The organism is Ruegeria sp. AG1 (assembly GCF_056541705.1).
On the sequence record NZ_JBQFYU010000007.1, the window covers coordinates 49,073 to 64,940 of the forward strand.

Here is a 15,868-nt window from a genome sequence, read left to right on the forward strand (position 1 = left end):
GTGAAAAAAACCGCCGATTCAAGGGCATGTTTCAGCAAGTTGCTGCCGAAACATGCAAGTGTTTCAATCTTCGAACGGGTTTTCAGCGCTTAAAATATCATCAGTATCGGCCCCGAAGACCGGCGGCGCATGCCGATATGTTACAGGCGTGAGCGACAGGTTGAGCGGATTGCCGATCAGATTCACCTCTCCCGGTTGGGCCTGCATGGCGATCTTCATCTGCCGCGCGGCGACCTGATCGGTGTCAAACACCTGATCCACCGTTTGCACCGGGCCGACGGGCACCTTGAGGGCCTCAAGCTCGGAAATCACAGTCGTCGTCGGGCGCTGTTTCATCGCCGGGCGCAGGATAGTGTTCAGTGCGTCACGGTGCTCTAGTCGCGCCGGATTGGTGGCAAAGCGTGCGTCTTCGGCAAGATCGGCGTGGCCTATGAACGCGCAGAACCTGCGGAACTGGCTGTCATTTCCAACGGCCAAAATCACGTGACCATCTTCTGTCTCATAAACCTCATATGGGACAATATTTGGATGTCCGTTGCCGCGTCGCTGAGGTACCTGGCCCGAGGTCAGGTAGTTTGTGCCCTCATTGATCAACCACGAGATCTGTGCATCCACCAAGGCAAGGTCGATTTGTTGCCCTTCACCGGTTTGATCTCGGTGGCGCAGCGCTGCCAGAATGCCAACGGTTGCGTACATGCCGCACATCACATCGGCGATGCCCACGCCCACCTTCATAGGCGCGCCTTCGGGGTCGCCGGTCAGGGACATGATCCCACCATAACCTTGCGCCATAAGGTCATAGCCGGGCTTGCTCGAGTTTGGTCCCGTCTGCCCGTAGCCGGAAATCGAGCAATAAACGAGGCCGGGAAGATCCTGCGACAAGCTGTTGTAATCCAGCCCGTATTTCGCCAGCCCGCCGGGTTTGAAATTCTCGATCAGGATATCAGCATGCGAGGCCAGCCGCTTGATCTCGGCTTGTCCTTCTGGCGTTGCAATGTCGATGGCGACGGATTTCTTGTTCCGGTTGGCCGACATGAAATAGGCGCTCAGGTCGGAACGGTTGCCCGCTTCATCCTCAACATACGGAGGGCCCCATTGCCGCGTATCATCCCCGCCGGTCGAGGGGTTTTCGATCTTGATAACACTCGCGCCCAGATCGCCCAGCAGTTGGGTGCAGGTCGGTCCGGCCAGAATACGCGACAGGTCCAGAACCTTTACGCCTTTCAGCGGCCCGTTAGATTCGGCCATCATATCCTCCACGCTCGATCTCGGCAGCGATGACGGTGAAGCGGTCGGCTTTGACCGCCTCATCCAGTGCTGCACGCAGTTCTGCGCGGTTGCGGACCGTGTGTCCATAGCCTCCGAACGCGCGGCCCAGGGCGGCAAAGTCATGGCGGTCGAAATCGACCCCCTTGTTGCCCATCTGCCGTTGGCGTTGTTTCAGCTCGATCAGGGCGAGGGAGGCGTCGACAAAGACCAGAAAGATCGGGTTGCCACCCATTTCAGCGGCGGTCGACAACTCTCCGGCGACCATCAGGAACCCGGCATCGCCCGAAAAGCTGATCACCGGGCGGTTCGGTTCCGCCAGTTTCAGCCCGATCGCCATTGGAACAGCGCAGCCCATGGTGCAAAGGGCTGAGGACTGGATCAGCCCGCGTGGCTCCGAACACTCCCACATCTGGCTGAGGAGAATGCGGTGCGCGCCGCTATCCGCGGTTGCCAAAGTATTCGCGGGTAGGGCGGCACGGGTTTCGGCGATCACGCCAGCTGGCCCCCAATCGTCATTCTGTGGGAAGGCTTCCGCCAAAGCGGCTTTGACCTTCGCAGGCTCTCGGGCAGGCCATGTGGCGCGGGCGGGGTTGCCTTTGGCAATGGCTTCAAGGGTCTGGCCAGTATCGGCGACAAGGTTCAGACCGGCCTGATGCATGTAGTGATCATTGACCACGGCCGAGATATCGATGACGCGCGTTTCTTCGGGATTCCAGATCTCACGCCAGCCGGGGCGCATTTCGATGGGGTCATAGCCTAGGCACAGAACCAGATCGGCCTGTTCCACCAGCGGGACAAGGTGTTTGTCGGCCAGAGGGGACAAACCGGCACCGCCGAGACACAAGGGATGATCTTCGGGCACCACGCCCTTTGCTTTGTAGGTCGTGACGAAGGGGATGCTGAAATGCTCCAGAAACGCCTGAACCACGCTGCGCGAGTCGTCATAGAGGACATCCAGCCCGATGATCGCAATCGGACGCTCGGCCTCAGACACCCAACGACGGGCTTTGGACAGGCAATCGCCTTCGGGGGCCACTGCGGCCACTTTGGCCAGACGGCGGCGTTTCGTCGATGAGACGCGGGTATCCGCGACCGAGATCGGCACGTCGATATGCACCGGGCCGGGGCGGGGCTGGTTGGCAAGCGACACCGCCTTGTCGGCGATGATATCCGCGCCCTCAGCGGTGAGGGTAAAGGTCCCTTTGGTGATAGAGCGATAGACTTGGCTGTGATCCATGACCTGATGCGTGTAGGTCAGCGCCTCATCCGCGTCGACGCAGCCGGTCAGCACGATCATCGGCACCCGGTCTTGCAGCGCGTTGGCAACCACGTTGATCCCGTTCATCGCGCCGGGGCCTAGGGTCGCGACAAGAATCGCAGGCGCGCCGTCGCGGTGATGGACGGCTTCAGCCATAAACCCGGCTGCGTTCTCGTGCTTGGTCAAATGAAAGGTGATGCCGGCCCGTTCTAGCGCGTCCACCAGCGTCAGAACCTCGCCGCCCGGCATGCCGAACGCATGGCGGCACCCTGCCTCATACAATCGTTGAGCCAGTAGATCCGCCGCGCGGGGAGAGAGGTCCTGCATCAGTCATGCTCCGAGAAAAAGATATGTGACAGCAAATGTCTGACACACCGGCAAGAGGCAAGCGGGTTCACATCAGTGTGACTATTTGACGGCTGTTTCCGCGATGGATTGAAACTTTTGGTCTAGTTCTGCGGCAATATCGGAAAGCGCCTGACCGCCCTGATCCGCGTAGGGCTCAAACACAAAGCTGGGGGTTTTGTAGGACAAACTCGCGGTGCCGTCGTCATTTTCGGTGACATACAGGCGAATCGGCGCCTCGATCATCGCCGCGGTTGAGGTTTCCAGCACCCGCACCGCATAGTCGTTGTTGAACACGCCGATCACGCGATTGCCCGGAATGGTGATCCCACGGGCCGCCGCCGCTTTGGTCGGCCCGGTTTGAGTGACAACGATCAGCCCGTGTTCCTTGACGGCAGCCTTGGTGTCGGCCACCAGCGCGTCATAGGGTTTCCCTGTTTCATGAACGGCCCATCCCGGCAGGGCCTGATCCGCCAGAGCAGGCGAGGCCAGCAAGTAGACAGCAGCACAGATTGCTCTCATCACAGGGTCTCCGTCTTGTTGGTACCCAACTAGAGCAGGTTTCGCCCATCGCTGCATTCACATTTTCGTCTGCGTCTTCAGGGTGACCGTTTTTGCAGCAGGTAGATGTCCATGATCCAACCATGATCGGCTCGGGCCTGCGCACGGGTGGTCAAAATGGTCTCGGCGACTTCATCCAGCGGGCCGTGGATCAGGATCTCTTCCTTCATGCCGACATAGGCGCCCCACCAGATATCGAACGCCCCCATATCCAGCGCCTGGAACGAACACTCACCGTCCAGCATCACGGCGACCTTGGTGGCGTCCGAGGGCCAGCCTTCATCGCGAATACGACGGCCAGTCGTCACCATATAGGGCGCACCGATATCGTTGATGGGAATGGCATGGGCTGCCGTCAGCGCCTGTAGCGCGGTAATCCCCGGAATCACGCGTTTACGCGGTTGCGAGTTCAGCCGAGAAGCAATCCGCAGGGAGCTGTCGTAAAGCGAGGGATCGCCCCAGATCAACAGCGCGATCTTCGAGGCCTCTGGATAGACCGCCATCGCCTCTTGCCAGCGCAGGGCAATAGCATCGTGCCAATCATCCACACCTTGCAGATATCCGTCATCCGAACGGCGTTTGGGGATATCGAAATACGCTATCTGCGGAGGGGTCTCAGTGACCTTGGCGATGATCTCCTCCCGCAGTCCGGCCAGATCGGCTTTGTTCTCACCCTTGCGCGGGATCAGGATCAGATCCGCCTCGCGGATTGCCTGCGCGCCTTGCAGGGTCACGTGATCGGGGTTGCCGGTGCCGATGCCGATCAGAGACAGCTCATACATCCTCGAACTCCGCCAATGGACCATAGAGGATCAGGGCAGGCGCGTTTCCGATCTCGGATTTCAGCGTTTCGGCCAGCGCGCCTATGGTCGAGCGGTGCAGCTTCTGATCCGGTGTGGAAACGGATTCCGCCATCAGCGCGGGCGTATCCAGCGGCAGGCCGTTGGCATTTAGGGCCTCGACCAGTAGCGGAAACGTCCGTTTGCCCATGAACACAACGGTGGTCGCCGCCGCATCAGCCAAAGCGGTCAGATTCAGATCGGGGGGCAGCTGCCCGCTGACATCGTGGCCAGTGACGAACTGTACCCGCCGGGCCGTCAACCTGCGGGTCAACGGAATACCGGCAGCTGCTGCGGCTGCGATGGCAGAGGGGACGCCTGGAATGATCTCATAATCGATCCCGGCAGCACGCAGGGCGACGATTTCTTCCTCAAGCCGTCCGAACATGCCGCCATCGCCAGATTTCAGCCGCACGACCCGTTGACCGGTCTGCGCGTATTCCACGAGCAGACGGCTGACATGATCCTGTTTCGGCGAGGGTCGCCCGGCCCGTTTGCCGACGCCCACAAGATCAGCATCCGGTTGCGCGTGGCTCAGAATCGGCCCGCTGCTCAGATCGTCGAACAGAACGGCGTCGGCCTTCTGCATCCGGTCCACGGCCTTCAGGGTCAGCAATTCCGGGTCTCCCGGACCGGACCCGATGAATGACACAAACCCACTCATGCCGAGGCCTCGGCGATCAGGTGAAAGAACGTACCAGTGACGTTGCCACGGCGCGATCCGGTCTGCGGGCCTTCATCCCCTTCGGCATCGAACACACGCGCCAGCGGTGCATCTGGCTGTTCGACGATCGAGGAATAGTGGAACTCGTGCCCCCGCAGCGATGCACCTTGCGCAAACCCTGGCATCGACGCCAGCAGTTCGGCCCGGCGATACCCCAGATTGAATTTGCGCTTCTGGTACGAGGTCTGCAGCCCCAGCAATCCAGCCATCTGGTGCGGCACGCCCTCTTTGTCGATCAGAACCTCACCAAGGGCCATGTAGCCACCGCATTCCCCATGTACCGGCTTGGTTTTCGCGTGTTTCCGCAAACCGGTCAGAAACGTGTTCGCGGCGGCCAGAGTGCCTGCGTGCAGCTCCGGATACCCACCCGGCAACCAAACCAGATCGGCATCATGGGCTGGGGCTTCATTGGCCAAAGGCGAAAACGGCAGGATATCGGCCCCCGCCGCGCGCCATCCCTCCAGCAGATGCGGATAGGTGAACGAAAACGCCACATCCCGGGCCAGCGCGATTCGTTGCGCCGGAGGCTGCGGCAGCGCGGCTGACGATGGTCCTTTGGGGCTTGAGGAAGCCGCCAGCTTGATTGCCTCAAGGTCCACATGCTCCCGCAGGAATGCGGCATAGCCGACAATGGCACTTTCCAGATCGGGATGCTCAATCGCTTGTATCAGTCCCAGATGACGTTCCGGCAGGGTCAGGTCTCCGCGACGGGGCAATACGCCCAGAACCGGCAGGCCTGCACGTTCCATACCCAAGCGTGTTAACCGCTCATGTCGAGGGCTGGCGCAGCGGTTCAGGATCACTCCGGCAAAAGGCAGGTCAGGGTTGTACATCTTGAACCCCAGAGCAGTCGCCGCTGCCGATTGGGCCTGACCGCCCACGTCCAACACCAATACAACTGGCCAGCCCATGCGTTGCGCGGTTTCGGCGCTCGATCCGTGGCCCAGCTCTCCGGGTTTGGCGACGCCATCGAACAGACCCATCGAGCCTTCGGCCACCACGATATCCGCCCCTTCGGCCTGATCCGAGATCGCGCCAACCAGCCCGTCACCCATCGCCCAACTATCAAGGTTGAACGAAGCCCGCCCTGCCGCTGCGCGGTGGAAGGCCGGGTCGATATAGTCGGGGCCGCTCTTGAACGGCTGTACGGTGAGGCCATCCTCAGCCAGCGCCCGCAACAGGCCCAGCATCACGGTGGTTTTGCCCGTCCCCGAAGAGGGCGCAGAGATCAGAATGCCCGGAGGGTTAGTCATCACCATGACTCCAGCTCGACCATGGGCTGTCCGCGCTCTGAGGGCGGTAGCGACGGTCGTAGTCTTTTGAATACAGGCAGCTCTCGTCGAACCCTTCACCCGCCAGCGCAGGCCCGACCATGATCAGCGCGGTGCGCGAAATGCTCTCATCCAACGCGTCTTTGAGGGTGGCCAACGTTGCACGGATGATCCGCTCATCCGGCCAACTGGCTCGATAGACGACCGCTACAGGACAATCCGTGCCATAGGCAGGGCTCAGATCGGCAATCACCTTGTCCAAATTACCGATCGATAAATGAATGGCCAATGTCGCGCCGGTGCGAGCGAAGTTCTCTAATGTTTCGCCTGTGGGCATTGAGGACGCACGGCCCGGGGTCCGCGTCAGAACCACCGATTGCGCAAGGCCGGGCAAGGTCAACTCTGTGCCCAAAGACGCCGCAGCCGCCGCGAAGGAAGGCACGCCCGGGGTCACGCTGACGGGGATGCCCATCTCTTTCAGACGGCGGATTTGCTCACCCATCGCCGACCAGACCGAAAGATCACCGGAATGCAGGCGTGCCACGTCCTGGCCAGCCTGATGGGCCGCGTCGATCTCGGCCATGATCTGATCTAGATCCAAGGGCGCGGTGTTGATGATCTTCGCGCCTTCGGGGCAATGGCTTAGAATCTCTTCGGGCACCAAGGATCCCGCATAGAGGCAAACGGGGCAGGAGGCGATGATATCGCGCCCGCGCAGGGTCAGCAGATCGGCGGCGCCCGGTCCGGCGCCAATGAAATGAACGGTCATGAGTGTCCTCCGATGGCAATGGCGCATGTCGCCAGCCGGTCGTCCGAGATATGTCTGGGTGAAAGAAGCCGCGCGCCATTTCCGGCGGCGGCCAATGCGGATGCTTCGGCCACGCTGCCGGTGCCATAGGTGGCTCGGCTGCGGTTCGAACATGTCAGGGTGCGCTGCCCAGCCAGATCGGCTGCGGCAACGAAATGCAAGGGCAAGGCAAGGCCTTCTGCGAAACTGGCAAGTGCCAGATGACCCTCTTTGTCGGCAACGGTTGCCAAGGCTTGAACGTTATGTGCAGCAGCGGCGGCCTTAAAGGCTGCGCGCAGGCTGTCCACTGTTGCGCTTGATGAAAAGCCAAGGCCTGCGACGATCATAGCGTCACACTCCATTGCACGACCGGATAGGCCGATTTCCATCCGCGCCGAGGGCCGAGCGGTGCCGATTGCGCGAGCTCAATCCGCAGAAGATCTCCGCCCAATTCTTCGTGCCAGCGGGCCAGCAGCGCTTCGCTTTCCAAAGTAACGGCGTTGGCGACCAAGCGGGCGCCTGATGGAAGGGCATTGCGCAGCCACGCCAAGAGATCGGCGCTGAGACCGCCTCCAATGAACACAACATCGGGCAGAGGCAGACCTGACAGCGCATCCGGCGCCGTACCGTGAACGACATTCAACCGATCTTGCCCCAACGCATCGGCATTGCGCCGGATGCGTTCGGCGCGATCTACGCGGGGTTCGATGGTTGTGGCCGTCAAGGTCGGATCACACATCAGCCATTCAATGCTGATCGAGCCCGTGCCGCCACCAATGTCCCAAAGATGCTCACCGCGTTGTGGGGCCAGCGCCGACAGGGTGAGCGCTCGGATCGGGCGTTTGGTGATCTGGCCGTCGGTTTCGAAAATCTCGTCGGGCTTGCCCGAGGCCTTTGGGAAAACGCGCCCCTCGCCCGCAACCTCCAGCCCGACGCAGACCGGGTGATCGAACGTGCCCAGAAGCGCCTCGGTCAGCGAGACAGAGCGCGCGCGTTCACGCGGGCCGCCCAAGGCCTCCATCACGTGCAACTGGGTATCGGCGAACCCGGTCTCGGTCAGATAGGTCGCAAGCTCTGCAACGGCAGCACCATTGCGCAACAGGATGATCGCCCGCAGACCCGGAGACAGGTGCGGTCGCAAACGCGTCAGAGGAGCGGCGTGAAGGCCAAAGGTCTGGGTGCCCTCCAACGGCCACCCCAAACGCGCGGCGGCCAGCGAAAAGGTCGATTGGCCGGGTCGCGCTGTCCACTCGGCAGCCTCGAAATTGCGTGCAATCACCGAGCCCGCGCCGAACCAGAAGGGATCGCCCGAGGCCAGAACCACCGTCGCACGACCCCGAAGTCCGGTCAGGATCGGCAGACCGTCGGAGAAAGGCACCGGCCATTCGATCCGCTCAGCCCCTGTTTCCGGCACCAGCGAAAGGTGGCGAGGCGGGCCCATGATGACCTCGGCCCGATCCAGCACTTGACGGTTTGCAGGCGACAGGCCATCAAGCCCATCTTCACCCAGGCCCAGAACGGTCAGCCACGGAGTATCAGACATGACCAACCTCCTGATCCCCAATGTGCTTATTCTGGGCGGCACGACCGAGGCAAACGCTTTGGCCAAAGCCGTTTCCGAACAGGGGCTTGCGGCGACCTATTCCTACGCAGGACGGGTCGAGAAACCGCGCCCGCAGCCCTTGCCGGTTCGGGTCGGCGGGTTTGGCGGAGCGCAGGGTTTGGTCGCTTACATCCGCGACAACGGGATCAGCCATGTAGTCGACGCGACCCATCCATTCGCCTCGCAGATGAGCCGAAACGCTATTGAGGCCTGCCGTGAGGCGCAAACGCCACTGGCCGCGCTGACGCGACCGGCCTGGCGCGCGCAGCCCGGTGATGACTGGCGACACGTTCCCGATATCCCCGCCGCAGTTGACGCGCTGAACGTCGAGGCGCAGCGTGTGTTCCTTGCGGTTGGTCGGATGCATCTTGAGGAGTTCTCGGCCCAGCCCCAGCATCGCTATTTGCTGCGACTGGTGGATGCGCCCGATGAGCTGCCCTTGCCGAATGCCGACGTGGTTGTCGCCCGCGGCCCGTTTGTCGAGGCTGACGACCGCGCGTTGATGCAGAGGCACGAGACGCAGTTGGTTGTGTCCAAGAACGCAGGCGGCACGGGCGCGCGGGCCAAGCTGGACGCGGCGCGGTCGCTGGGCCTGCCGGTGCTGATGATCGACCGACCGGTCCTGCCAGAGCGGACCGAGCTGTCGACGATTGCACAGGTTCTGGACTGGCTGGCTCATTCTGGGGTGAACCTCGGGGTGTAGACGATCGGCGCGCCGTCGCGCTCGATCACGCGGGTGCGCGATGATCCGACGATCACCACAGTCTGCATATCCGCCATCTCGGGCGTGGCCTCGGCCAGAGTGGAAATCCGGATCGCTTCGTCCTCGCGCGACACGGCGCGCGCGAAAAGGATCAGACGTTCAGGCTCACATTCCTCACGCAGGATTTCCAGCGTTTTCACAAAGCCTTCCGGTCGCGACTTCGAGCGGGGATTATAAAAGGCCATCGAGAAGTCCGCTTGCGCCGCTAGACGCAGCCGCTTTTCGATCAGGGACCAGGGCTTGAGGTTGTCGCTAAGGTTGATAGCGCAGAAATCATGCCCCATAGGCGCACCGGCGCGGGCAGACGCGGCCAGCATCGCAGTGATCCCCGGCAGTACATCAATCTGAATGTTGCGCCATTCTTCCGGGCCGTTCTCCAGCGCCTCGAACACCGCAGCGGCCATCGCAAAGACACCCGGATCGCCAGAAGACACAACGACGACGCGTTTCCCCTCGGCCGCCATCTGTAGCGCGTGTTGCGAGCGATCGATCTCAACCCGGTTGTCACTGGCATGCAGCGTCAGGCCGGGGCGCTCAGTCACGCGCGCGACATAGGGGATGTAGCCCACCACATCGGTCGCCTCGGCCAGTGCGGCGGTAGCTTCCGGCGTGACCAAATCCTCATTGCCCGGCCCGAGGCCTGCGATCTTGACCCAGCCGCTCATGGCCGTCGCCCCTGACCGTGTACGAGGATGATCGAGAAATAGGGGGTGATCCCCTCGCAATTTTCGGACAATTTGCAGACGCGTTGGTTCGGCATTTGTGCGTATTCCACAATCCAAGCCCGGTCATACATTCCGGCGGTCTTGAGCGCGCGCTTCACCTTGTCGATATTGCGCCCGATCTTCATCACGACCAGCGCGTCGGTCTGCGCCATGCGTTCGGCCAGAACCTCTTCGGGCAGGGTGGCGGCCAGAACGGTCAGGATGTCGTCTCCCCATGTGATCGGATCGCCTGTTGCTGTCCAAGCGCCGGACATTCCGGTAATGGCCGGGATGACCTCGACGGGGGCGATATCGCGCAAACGGGTGTAGAGATGCATGAACGAGCCGTAGAAAAACGGGTCACCCTCGCAGAGAACAACGACATCTTCGCCCTTCTCAGCAAGGGCTTTCAGATGGTGCGCACAGTCCTCGTAGAACGCGGCCAACAACTCATTGTAGCGCGGATCGTTCAGAGGGATCTCGGTTGTGACGGGGTATTCCATCGGGAATTCCACCGCGCCTTCCGGGATCATACCGTTGACGATCTGGCGGGCCTGACCACTGCGGCCCGGCTTACGGAAAAACGCCACGTGGCGGGCATTGCGCAGCAGGCGGTCGGCCCGCACGCTCATCAGGTCGGGGTCACCGGGGCCGAGGCCAACGCCATATATCTTGCCGGCGCTCATTCGGCGCGGCTCGCGATGGCGTTGATGGCGGCGACGGTGATGGCGCTGCCGCCCAGACGGCCTTTGACGATGCAGGACGGCACGGGCTGTGCCTCCCACAGGGCGTCCTTAGATTCGACCGCGCCGACAAAGCCCACAGGGCAACCGATGATGGCGGCGGGGCGCGGGCAGCCTGGGTCTTCCAGCATGTTCAGCAGGTGAAACAGAGCCGTCGGCGCATTGCCGATAGCGACCACAGCGCCTTCCAGATGCGGACGCCACAGCTCAAGCGCGGCCGCCGAACGCGTGTTGCTCATCTCAGCGGCTAAGGGGCGCACGCGCTCGTCATGCAGGGTGCAGATCACCTCATTCTCGGCGGGCAGGCGGAAACGGGTCACACCCTCGCTGACCATGCGCGCGTCACACAGGATCGGTGCGCCGTTTTCCAGCGCGGTCCGCGCGGAGGTTACAAAACCCGGCGAGAAATGGACGAACTCTTCCAGCCCGACCATGCCAGCTGCGTGGATCATCCGAACGGCGACCTGCTCTTCATCGGCGTCGAACCGGTCCAGATCGGCCTCGGACCGGATGGTTGCAAAGCTCTCCTTGTAGATCGCCGCGCCGTCGGTTTCGTAAGTGTAGGGCATCAGGTGAAGTCCATCGTCATCAGTGTTTCGGGGGTCAGCCCGCGCAGGATTGGCTCATCCCCCGCACGGCCCTGTTTGACAAGATCAAATCGTCCGTTCTGGCCGACTAAAGTCACATCCGCGGGGCCCATCCGGGCGCACCCTTTGGAACACCCCGAAACATGAAGTGTGCCGGGCACAAGCGGGGCCAATTCGCGCGCGATATCGCGGGTTTCCGCTTGCGCCTGCGGGCATAACGGAGCACCGGGGCAGGCGTCGGTGGTCATAAGCGGGTCGGTGCCGTCTATGACAAAACCCGGTGCGGGTATCGCCGCCCCGCCTTCCAGCAGGATCAGTCGCCAAGGGGTGACACGCAGGGCAGAGGCGCCGCTGTCGCGGATCAGCGCGTGGAGCTCGTTGGCGGGCAATTGCCCAAAGGCCGCGCCATAGAGGCTGCCCAGATCGCAAGCGCCAGGTTGCAACGACGCGCCAATTGGTCCGGGGTCGCGGCCCTGCCATTCCGCAGGCAGACCAAAAGCCGCCACGGCCCGCGCCATGCGGCGGGTGTCTGGCGTGAAGGCTTCCGCAAACCAAGTGGCCAGAGCAATCAGGTGATCAATGGCCTCGGCCTCCGAGACTGCACGTCCGGTTTGTGCTCCTTCTGCGCGTAGGATCAGCCCATCGGCGGAACGCTCCACCCGGATATCGGCCGATTCCGCCGCTAGTAGACGCGTCGGCCCAGTGTCGATGGCGAAGCCGAATTTGGCCGGTAGAGCAGGCAACTCGCTCAGGCGGTCGATCAATTCCTGCGCTAGCCGCGCGGTCAGATCACCCGGCTGGTAAAGCGGTGAGACCAGAATGTTGCGTCGGACCTCGATATCCGGCTCCGCGTCCAGCAGCCCAAGCGCGGACAGCTCGGACAGCAAAGCCTGGTGTTCACTTTCCTGCACGCCGCGCAACTGCAGGTTTGCGCGGTTGGTCAGGTCGATTGTGCCGTTGCCGTATTTCTGGGCCAGTTCACACAGACCAAGCGCTTGTGGCGCGGTCAGCCGAGCGAGCCGAGGGCGCACGCGCACCACCAGCCCATCCCCTGACATCATCGGTCGGTGGGCGCCGGGGCACCAACCTTGGACGACTGGTTTTGGGGTGGGCGCGCTCATCCCAGCCCCCCCAGGTCCGCCCGGATCGAGTTGCGCCGGGTGTTCCACAAGCCGGCATCCAGCAGCGCGCGGAACCGGTCCTGCATGGCCTGATGGGCCTGCGGATTGGCCTGTTGCAGGAAAGCATCCACATCTTCATCGCCCAGCGTGGCATCGTGGTAGAGGTCGAACAGATGCGGCGCAACAGTGCCCGAGAGATGCGCGAATGAGGCCATGTGATCCAGCGTCGCCGCGATCTCTGCCGCGCCACGGAAGCCATGCCGCTGCATCCCTGCGATCCAGTCCGGATTGGCAGCGCGGGCGTGGACAACGCGGCTGATCTCTTCCGGCAAGGTGCGGGCGCGTGGGTTTCCGGGGTTGGTATTGTCCAAATGATATAGCTGTGCGGTCCCATCCGTTGCCTTCTTGGCGGCAGCAAAACCGGCCTCATGCGTGGCGTAGTCATTGGCCAGCAGAAGGTCTGTTTCCGTCAGGTCCTGCAGGTGAACAAAGCTGTCGGCATGCGCCACGCGTTGGGTGATGCCCGCCTTGTCCTGAACGATATTCTCGCCTTCCAGCGCAAAAGAGCTGGCCTCAAGCCATGCCTCACCCGCCTGCGCGCGGGCCTCTTCAGTATAGACCTCGGACAGTTGGGTCATGTTGACGCCATAGCTGCCAGGCGCGGGGCCGAAGACGCGAGCCGACGGGGCCTGACCGGCAAAGGGGTTCCAGTCGGTCGCCTCATCCCGCGCGGTCAACGCGCGGATCGCTTGACCGTAAAGTGCCGAGAGGGTTGGGAAGACGTCTCGGAATAGGCCTGACACACGCAGCGTCACGTCCAAGCGCGGGCGGCTGAGGTCAGTAATCGGCAGCACCTCGATCCCCGAGACCCGCTCGGACCCTTTATCCCAGACCGGTTTCACGCCCAGCAGGTGCAACGCCATGGCGAATTCCTCGCCAGCCGTGCGCATGGTGGCCGAGCCCCACAGGTCGACGATCAGCCCCTTGGGATAGTCGCCTTCTTCCTGAAGGTGGCGGCGGACCAGTTCCTCAGCCAGTTTGACGCCTTGGGTGTAAGCCGCCCGGGTCGGCACTGAGCGGGGGTCGGTAGTGAAAAGGTTCCGCCCGGTTGGCAGAACATCCGAGCGACCGCGATAGGGGGAACCGGACGGCCCGGCCTCGATCCGCTTCCCAGCCAAAGCGTCGATCAGAGCGCTGCGTTCCGCATGGGCCGAAGGCGCAGGGTCGAAAGTACCGGATACCTCAGGCGCGCGGCCATAGATATGCAGCCCATCACCAAACTGGCTTTCTTTGATATCGCAGACAAAGCGGTCGATGCGGGTGATCGCCTCGGCGGTGCAGGTGGCCTGATCGAGGCCTAGATCGCTCTCCAACCCGATGGCCTGTGCCTCGTCGCGGATATCTTCCTGCAGGCGGTCTCGTCGCTTGGGGTCCAACCCGTCCGCGTTCGAGAACTCATCGAGCAGAGATTCCAGCCGCACCATACGATCTGGGGTGCCGCTTTCCTTCATCGGAGGCGGGATATGGCCCAGCGTGACAGCCCCGATCCGACGCTTGGCCTGCGCGGCCTCGCCCGGGTCATTGACGATGAAAGGGTAGATCACTGGCAGATCGCGGATAAGCGCCTCGGGCCAGCAATTTGCCGACAGAGCAACGGACTTGCCCGGAAGCCATTCCAGAGTGCCATGCGCGCCGATATGGATCAAAGCGTCTGCGCCCAGCCCTTTGCGGAGCCACAGATAGAAGGCGACATAGCTGTGACGCGGGGTGCGAGACAGGTCGTGATAGTCGTCATCGCGCAGTTCGGGTGTGCCGCGTTCGGGTTGCAGTGCAACCAGCGCGTTGCCTCGGCGCAGGGCGGTGAAGTGGAACGCGCCCTCGGTAAAGATCGGGTCGTCCTCGGGCTTACCCCAAACGGTTTGGAGATCGGCCCGCATTTGCTCAGGCAGGTCAGCTAGGGCTGCCTGGTAATCTTCCAAAGACCACGAAATGCGCGCGTCCAGCAGGGTTTCCGCAATCGGCTCAGCCGGCGCGGTGCTGTAGCCCTCGGCCTGAAGATCGGTCAGCATCGCCTCGGCCGAAGCCAGCGCGTCGAGGCCCACCGCATGCGCCATTTGCCAGTCTTTGCCAGGATAGGTCGACAGCACCAGCGCGGGCACCTGATCCGCCTTGGGCTTGTCATGCAGGGTTAGCCAGCCGGTGACGCGGTCGATAATCGCTTCGATTCGCTCTTGCTCAGCCCGGTGGGCAAAGCGGGAATATTCCAGATGCGGATCGCGCTTGCCAGGTTCCTTGAACGAGGCGACGCCCGCCGAAATGCGCCCGTCAACTTCGGGCAGCACCACATGCATGGCGAGGTCGGCGGGGGAGAGGCCGCGTTCGGCCTCGGCCCAAGCCTTGCGGCGGGACGTGGCGAGGGCCATCTGAAATACCGGCACGCCCGCTGCGTCGAGAGGGGATGTGCCTGATGACCCTTTTCCAGAGAAAGAGGTGGCGTTGATGATCGCCGAAGGTTTCAAAGCGGCGATGTTGTCACGCAGCCATTCAGCGGCAGCAGGTGCTTTGAGCGAGGGGGCAAAGAGGCCCACGGCCTGAAACCCACGATCCCGCAAGCTGCGGATCACGGCGGCGACGGGGGCGGTATCCGCCGAGGTCAGATAGGCGCGATAGAAGGTGACGACGATACGTTTTGCGTCGCCCGAAAAGGCCGTCTCAACCGGGATCACGCCGCGATCAGGACACCACGCGCCGGATTCGGGCAGGGTTTTGGCTCCCATAACGGGACCGGCGTAAAGCCCCGCCGCCAATGCCATCTGCGCCAATGCGGCCTGTGCCGCGACTTCACCGCCTGTGTCGCAAAGATGGGCCAGACGGCGTAGGGTCGAGACGGGAAGGGTGGAATATTCATCCAGCCGCGTGTCCTCACGCCCGTCGGCGGGTAGGACGGCCAGCGCGATCCCCTTGGCCTGCGCCAGTGACAGAACCTGCTGCAGCCCGTAGGCCCAGTAAGGCACGCCACCAATCAGACGGATCAGAATGCCCTTGGCGCCCTCAAGCGTCTGTTCCACATAAGTGTCAACGGACAGAGGGTGTTTCAACGCCGTCAGGTTCGCCAACCGCATCGTGGGCATGCGCCCCTCCGGCCCGCCACCACGGTGCCAGCCTGCCGCGAAAGCGCCAAGGTCGCTATCCGAGAAGGACAGCACCACCAAATCCGCCGGGCTCTGGCCCAGATCGGTTGGGGTTTCCGTTTCTTCTAACCCGTGGCTTTCGCGGAAGACGACGTGCATGGG

The 15,868-nt window shown here is 62.5% G+C and carries 15 protein-coding genes; 1 reads left to right on the forward strand and 14 read right to left on the reverse strand.

All coding sequences use genetic code 11. The features are described 5' to 3' along the window. Positions 1-63: 63 nt before the first annotated feature. From ACR0B5_RS11945 to cbiE, 9 genes are all read right to left on the reverse strand, one after another. Entirely contained in the window at positions 64-1,248 is a 1,185-nt protein-coding gene (locus ACR0B5_RS11945) for a CaiB/BaiF CoA transferase family protein (protein WP_480540624.1), read from the reverse strand. Further along, on the reverse strand, positions 1,235-2,854 hold the full coding sequence (locus tag ACR0B5_RS11950) for a thiamine pyrophosphate-binding protein (protein ID WP_480540626.1): 1,620 nt from the start codon (positions 2,852-2,854) through the stop codon (positions 1,235-1,237). The genes ACR0B5_RS11945 and ACR0B5_RS11950 overlap by 14 nt, the downstream gene beginning before the upstream one ends. A gap of 81 nt (positions 2,855-2,935) precedes the next feature. Continuing rightward, the gene (locus tag ACR0B5_RS11955) at positions 2,936-3,394 is read right to left on the reverse strand and encodes a DUF302 domain-containing protein (RefSeq protein ID WP_480540628.1); all 459 of its coding nucleotides are present in this window, start codon (positions 3,392-3,394) and stop codon (positions 2,936-2,938) included. A 77-nt stretch (positions 3,395-3,471) separates the two neighbouring features. Then, entirely contained in the window at positions 3,472-4,215 is a 744-nt protein-coding gene (gene cobF / locus ACR0B5_RS11960; protein WP_480540630.1) for a precorrin-6A synthase (deacetylating), read from the reverse strand. Then, positions 4,208-4,936, reverse strand: a complete 729-nt coding sequence (cobA, locus tag ACR0B5_RS11965; protein ID WP_480540632.1) for a uroporphyrinogen-III C-methyltransferase — start codon at positions 4,934-4,936, stop codon at positions 4,208-4,210. The genes cobF and cobA overlap by 8 nt, the downstream gene beginning before the upstream one ends. Beyond that, positions 4,933-6,255 carry a cobyrinic acid a,c-diamide synthase CobB gene (locus tag ACR0B5_RS11970; RefSeq protein WP_480540634.1) on the reverse strand — a complete coding sequence of 441 codons (1,323 nt, stop codon included), beginning with the start codon at positions 6,253-6,255 and terminating at the stop codon, positions 4,933-4,935. The genes cobA and ACR0B5_RS11970 overlap by 4 nt, the downstream gene beginning before the upstream one ends. Then, positions 6,242-7,036 (reverse strand): precorrin-4 C(11)-methyltransferase, encoded by a 795-nt coding sequence (cobM, locus tag ACR0B5_RS11975; protein WP_480540636.1) that lies wholly within the window; start codon positions 7,034-7,036, stop codon positions 6,242-6,244. Before cobM ends, ACR0B5_RS11970 begins: the two co-directional genes overlap by 14 nt. Further along, positions 7,033-7,401, reverse strand: a complete 369-nt coding sequence (locus ACR0B5_RS11980) for a cobalamin biosynthesis protein (RefSeq protein ID WP_170767023.1) — start codon at positions 7,399-7,401, stop codon at positions 7,033-7,035. The genes cobM and ACR0B5_RS11980 overlap by 4 nt, the downstream gene beginning before the upstream one ends. Next, positions 7,398-8,597: a precorrin-6y C5,15-methyltransferase (decarboxylating) subunit CbiE gene (cbiE, locus tag ACR0B5_RS11985; protein ID WP_480540638.1), complete on the reverse strand. Its 1,200-nt coding sequence runs from the start codon at positions 8,595-8,597 to the stop codon at positions 7,398-7,400. The genes ACR0B5_RS11980 and cbiE overlap by 4 nt, the downstream gene beginning before the upstream one ends. Here cbiE and ACR0B5_RS11990 point away from each other — a divergent pair. Beyond that, on the forward strand, positions 8,596-9,360 hold the full coding sequence (locus tag ACR0B5_RS11990) for a cobalt-precorrin-6A reductase (RefSeq protein ID WP_480540640.1): 765 nt from the start codon (positions 8,596-8,598) through the stop codon (positions 9,358-9,360). The two genes, cbiE and ACR0B5_RS11990, sit on opposite strands and share 2 nt — an antisense overlap. On the opposite strand, the gene cobJ is transcribed toward ACR0B5_RS11990, so the two are convergent. Genes cobJ through cobN form a run of 5 tightly spaced genes read right to left on the reverse strand, consistent with a single transcriptional unit; the run spans position 9,333 to position 15,865 of the window. Next, a complete protein-coding gene (gene cobJ, locus ACR0B5_RS11995; protein ID WP_480540642.1) occupies positions 9,333-10,085 on the reverse strand; it encodes a precorrin-3B C(17)-methyltransferase in 753 nt (250 codons plus the stop codon). The two genes, ACR0B5_RS11990 and cobJ, sit on opposite strands and share 28 nt — an antisense overlap. Then, positions 10,082-10,810, reverse strand: coding sequence for a precorrin-2 C(20)-methyltransferase (locus ACR0B5_RS12000; protein WP_480540644.1), 729 nt, complete (start codon positions 10,808-10,810; stop codon positions 10,082-10,084). Before ACR0B5_RS12000 ends, cobJ begins: the two co-directional genes overlap by 4 nt. Then, entirely contained in the window at positions 10,807-11,436 is a 630-nt protein-coding gene (locus ACR0B5_RS12005; protein ID WP_480540646.1) for a precorrin-8X methylmutase, read from the reverse strand. The genes ACR0B5_RS12000 and ACR0B5_RS12005 overlap by 4 nt, the downstream gene beginning before the upstream one ends. Further along, entirely contained in the window at positions 11,436-12,575 is a 1,140-nt protein-coding gene (cobG, locus tag ACR0B5_RS12010) for a precorrin-3B synthase (protein ID WP_480540647.1), read from the reverse strand. Before cobG ends, ACR0B5_RS12005 begins: the two co-directional genes overlap by 1 nt. Next, complete coding sequence (gene cobN / locus ACR0B5_RS12015; protein ID WP_480540649.1) at positions 12,572-15,865, reverse strand: cobaltochelatase subunit CobN; 3,294 nt, start codon at positions 15,863-15,865, stop codon at positions 12,572-12,574. Before cobN ends, cobG begins: the two co-directional genes overlap by 4 nt. Between the last annotated feature and the right edge of the window lie 3 nt (positions 15,866-15,868).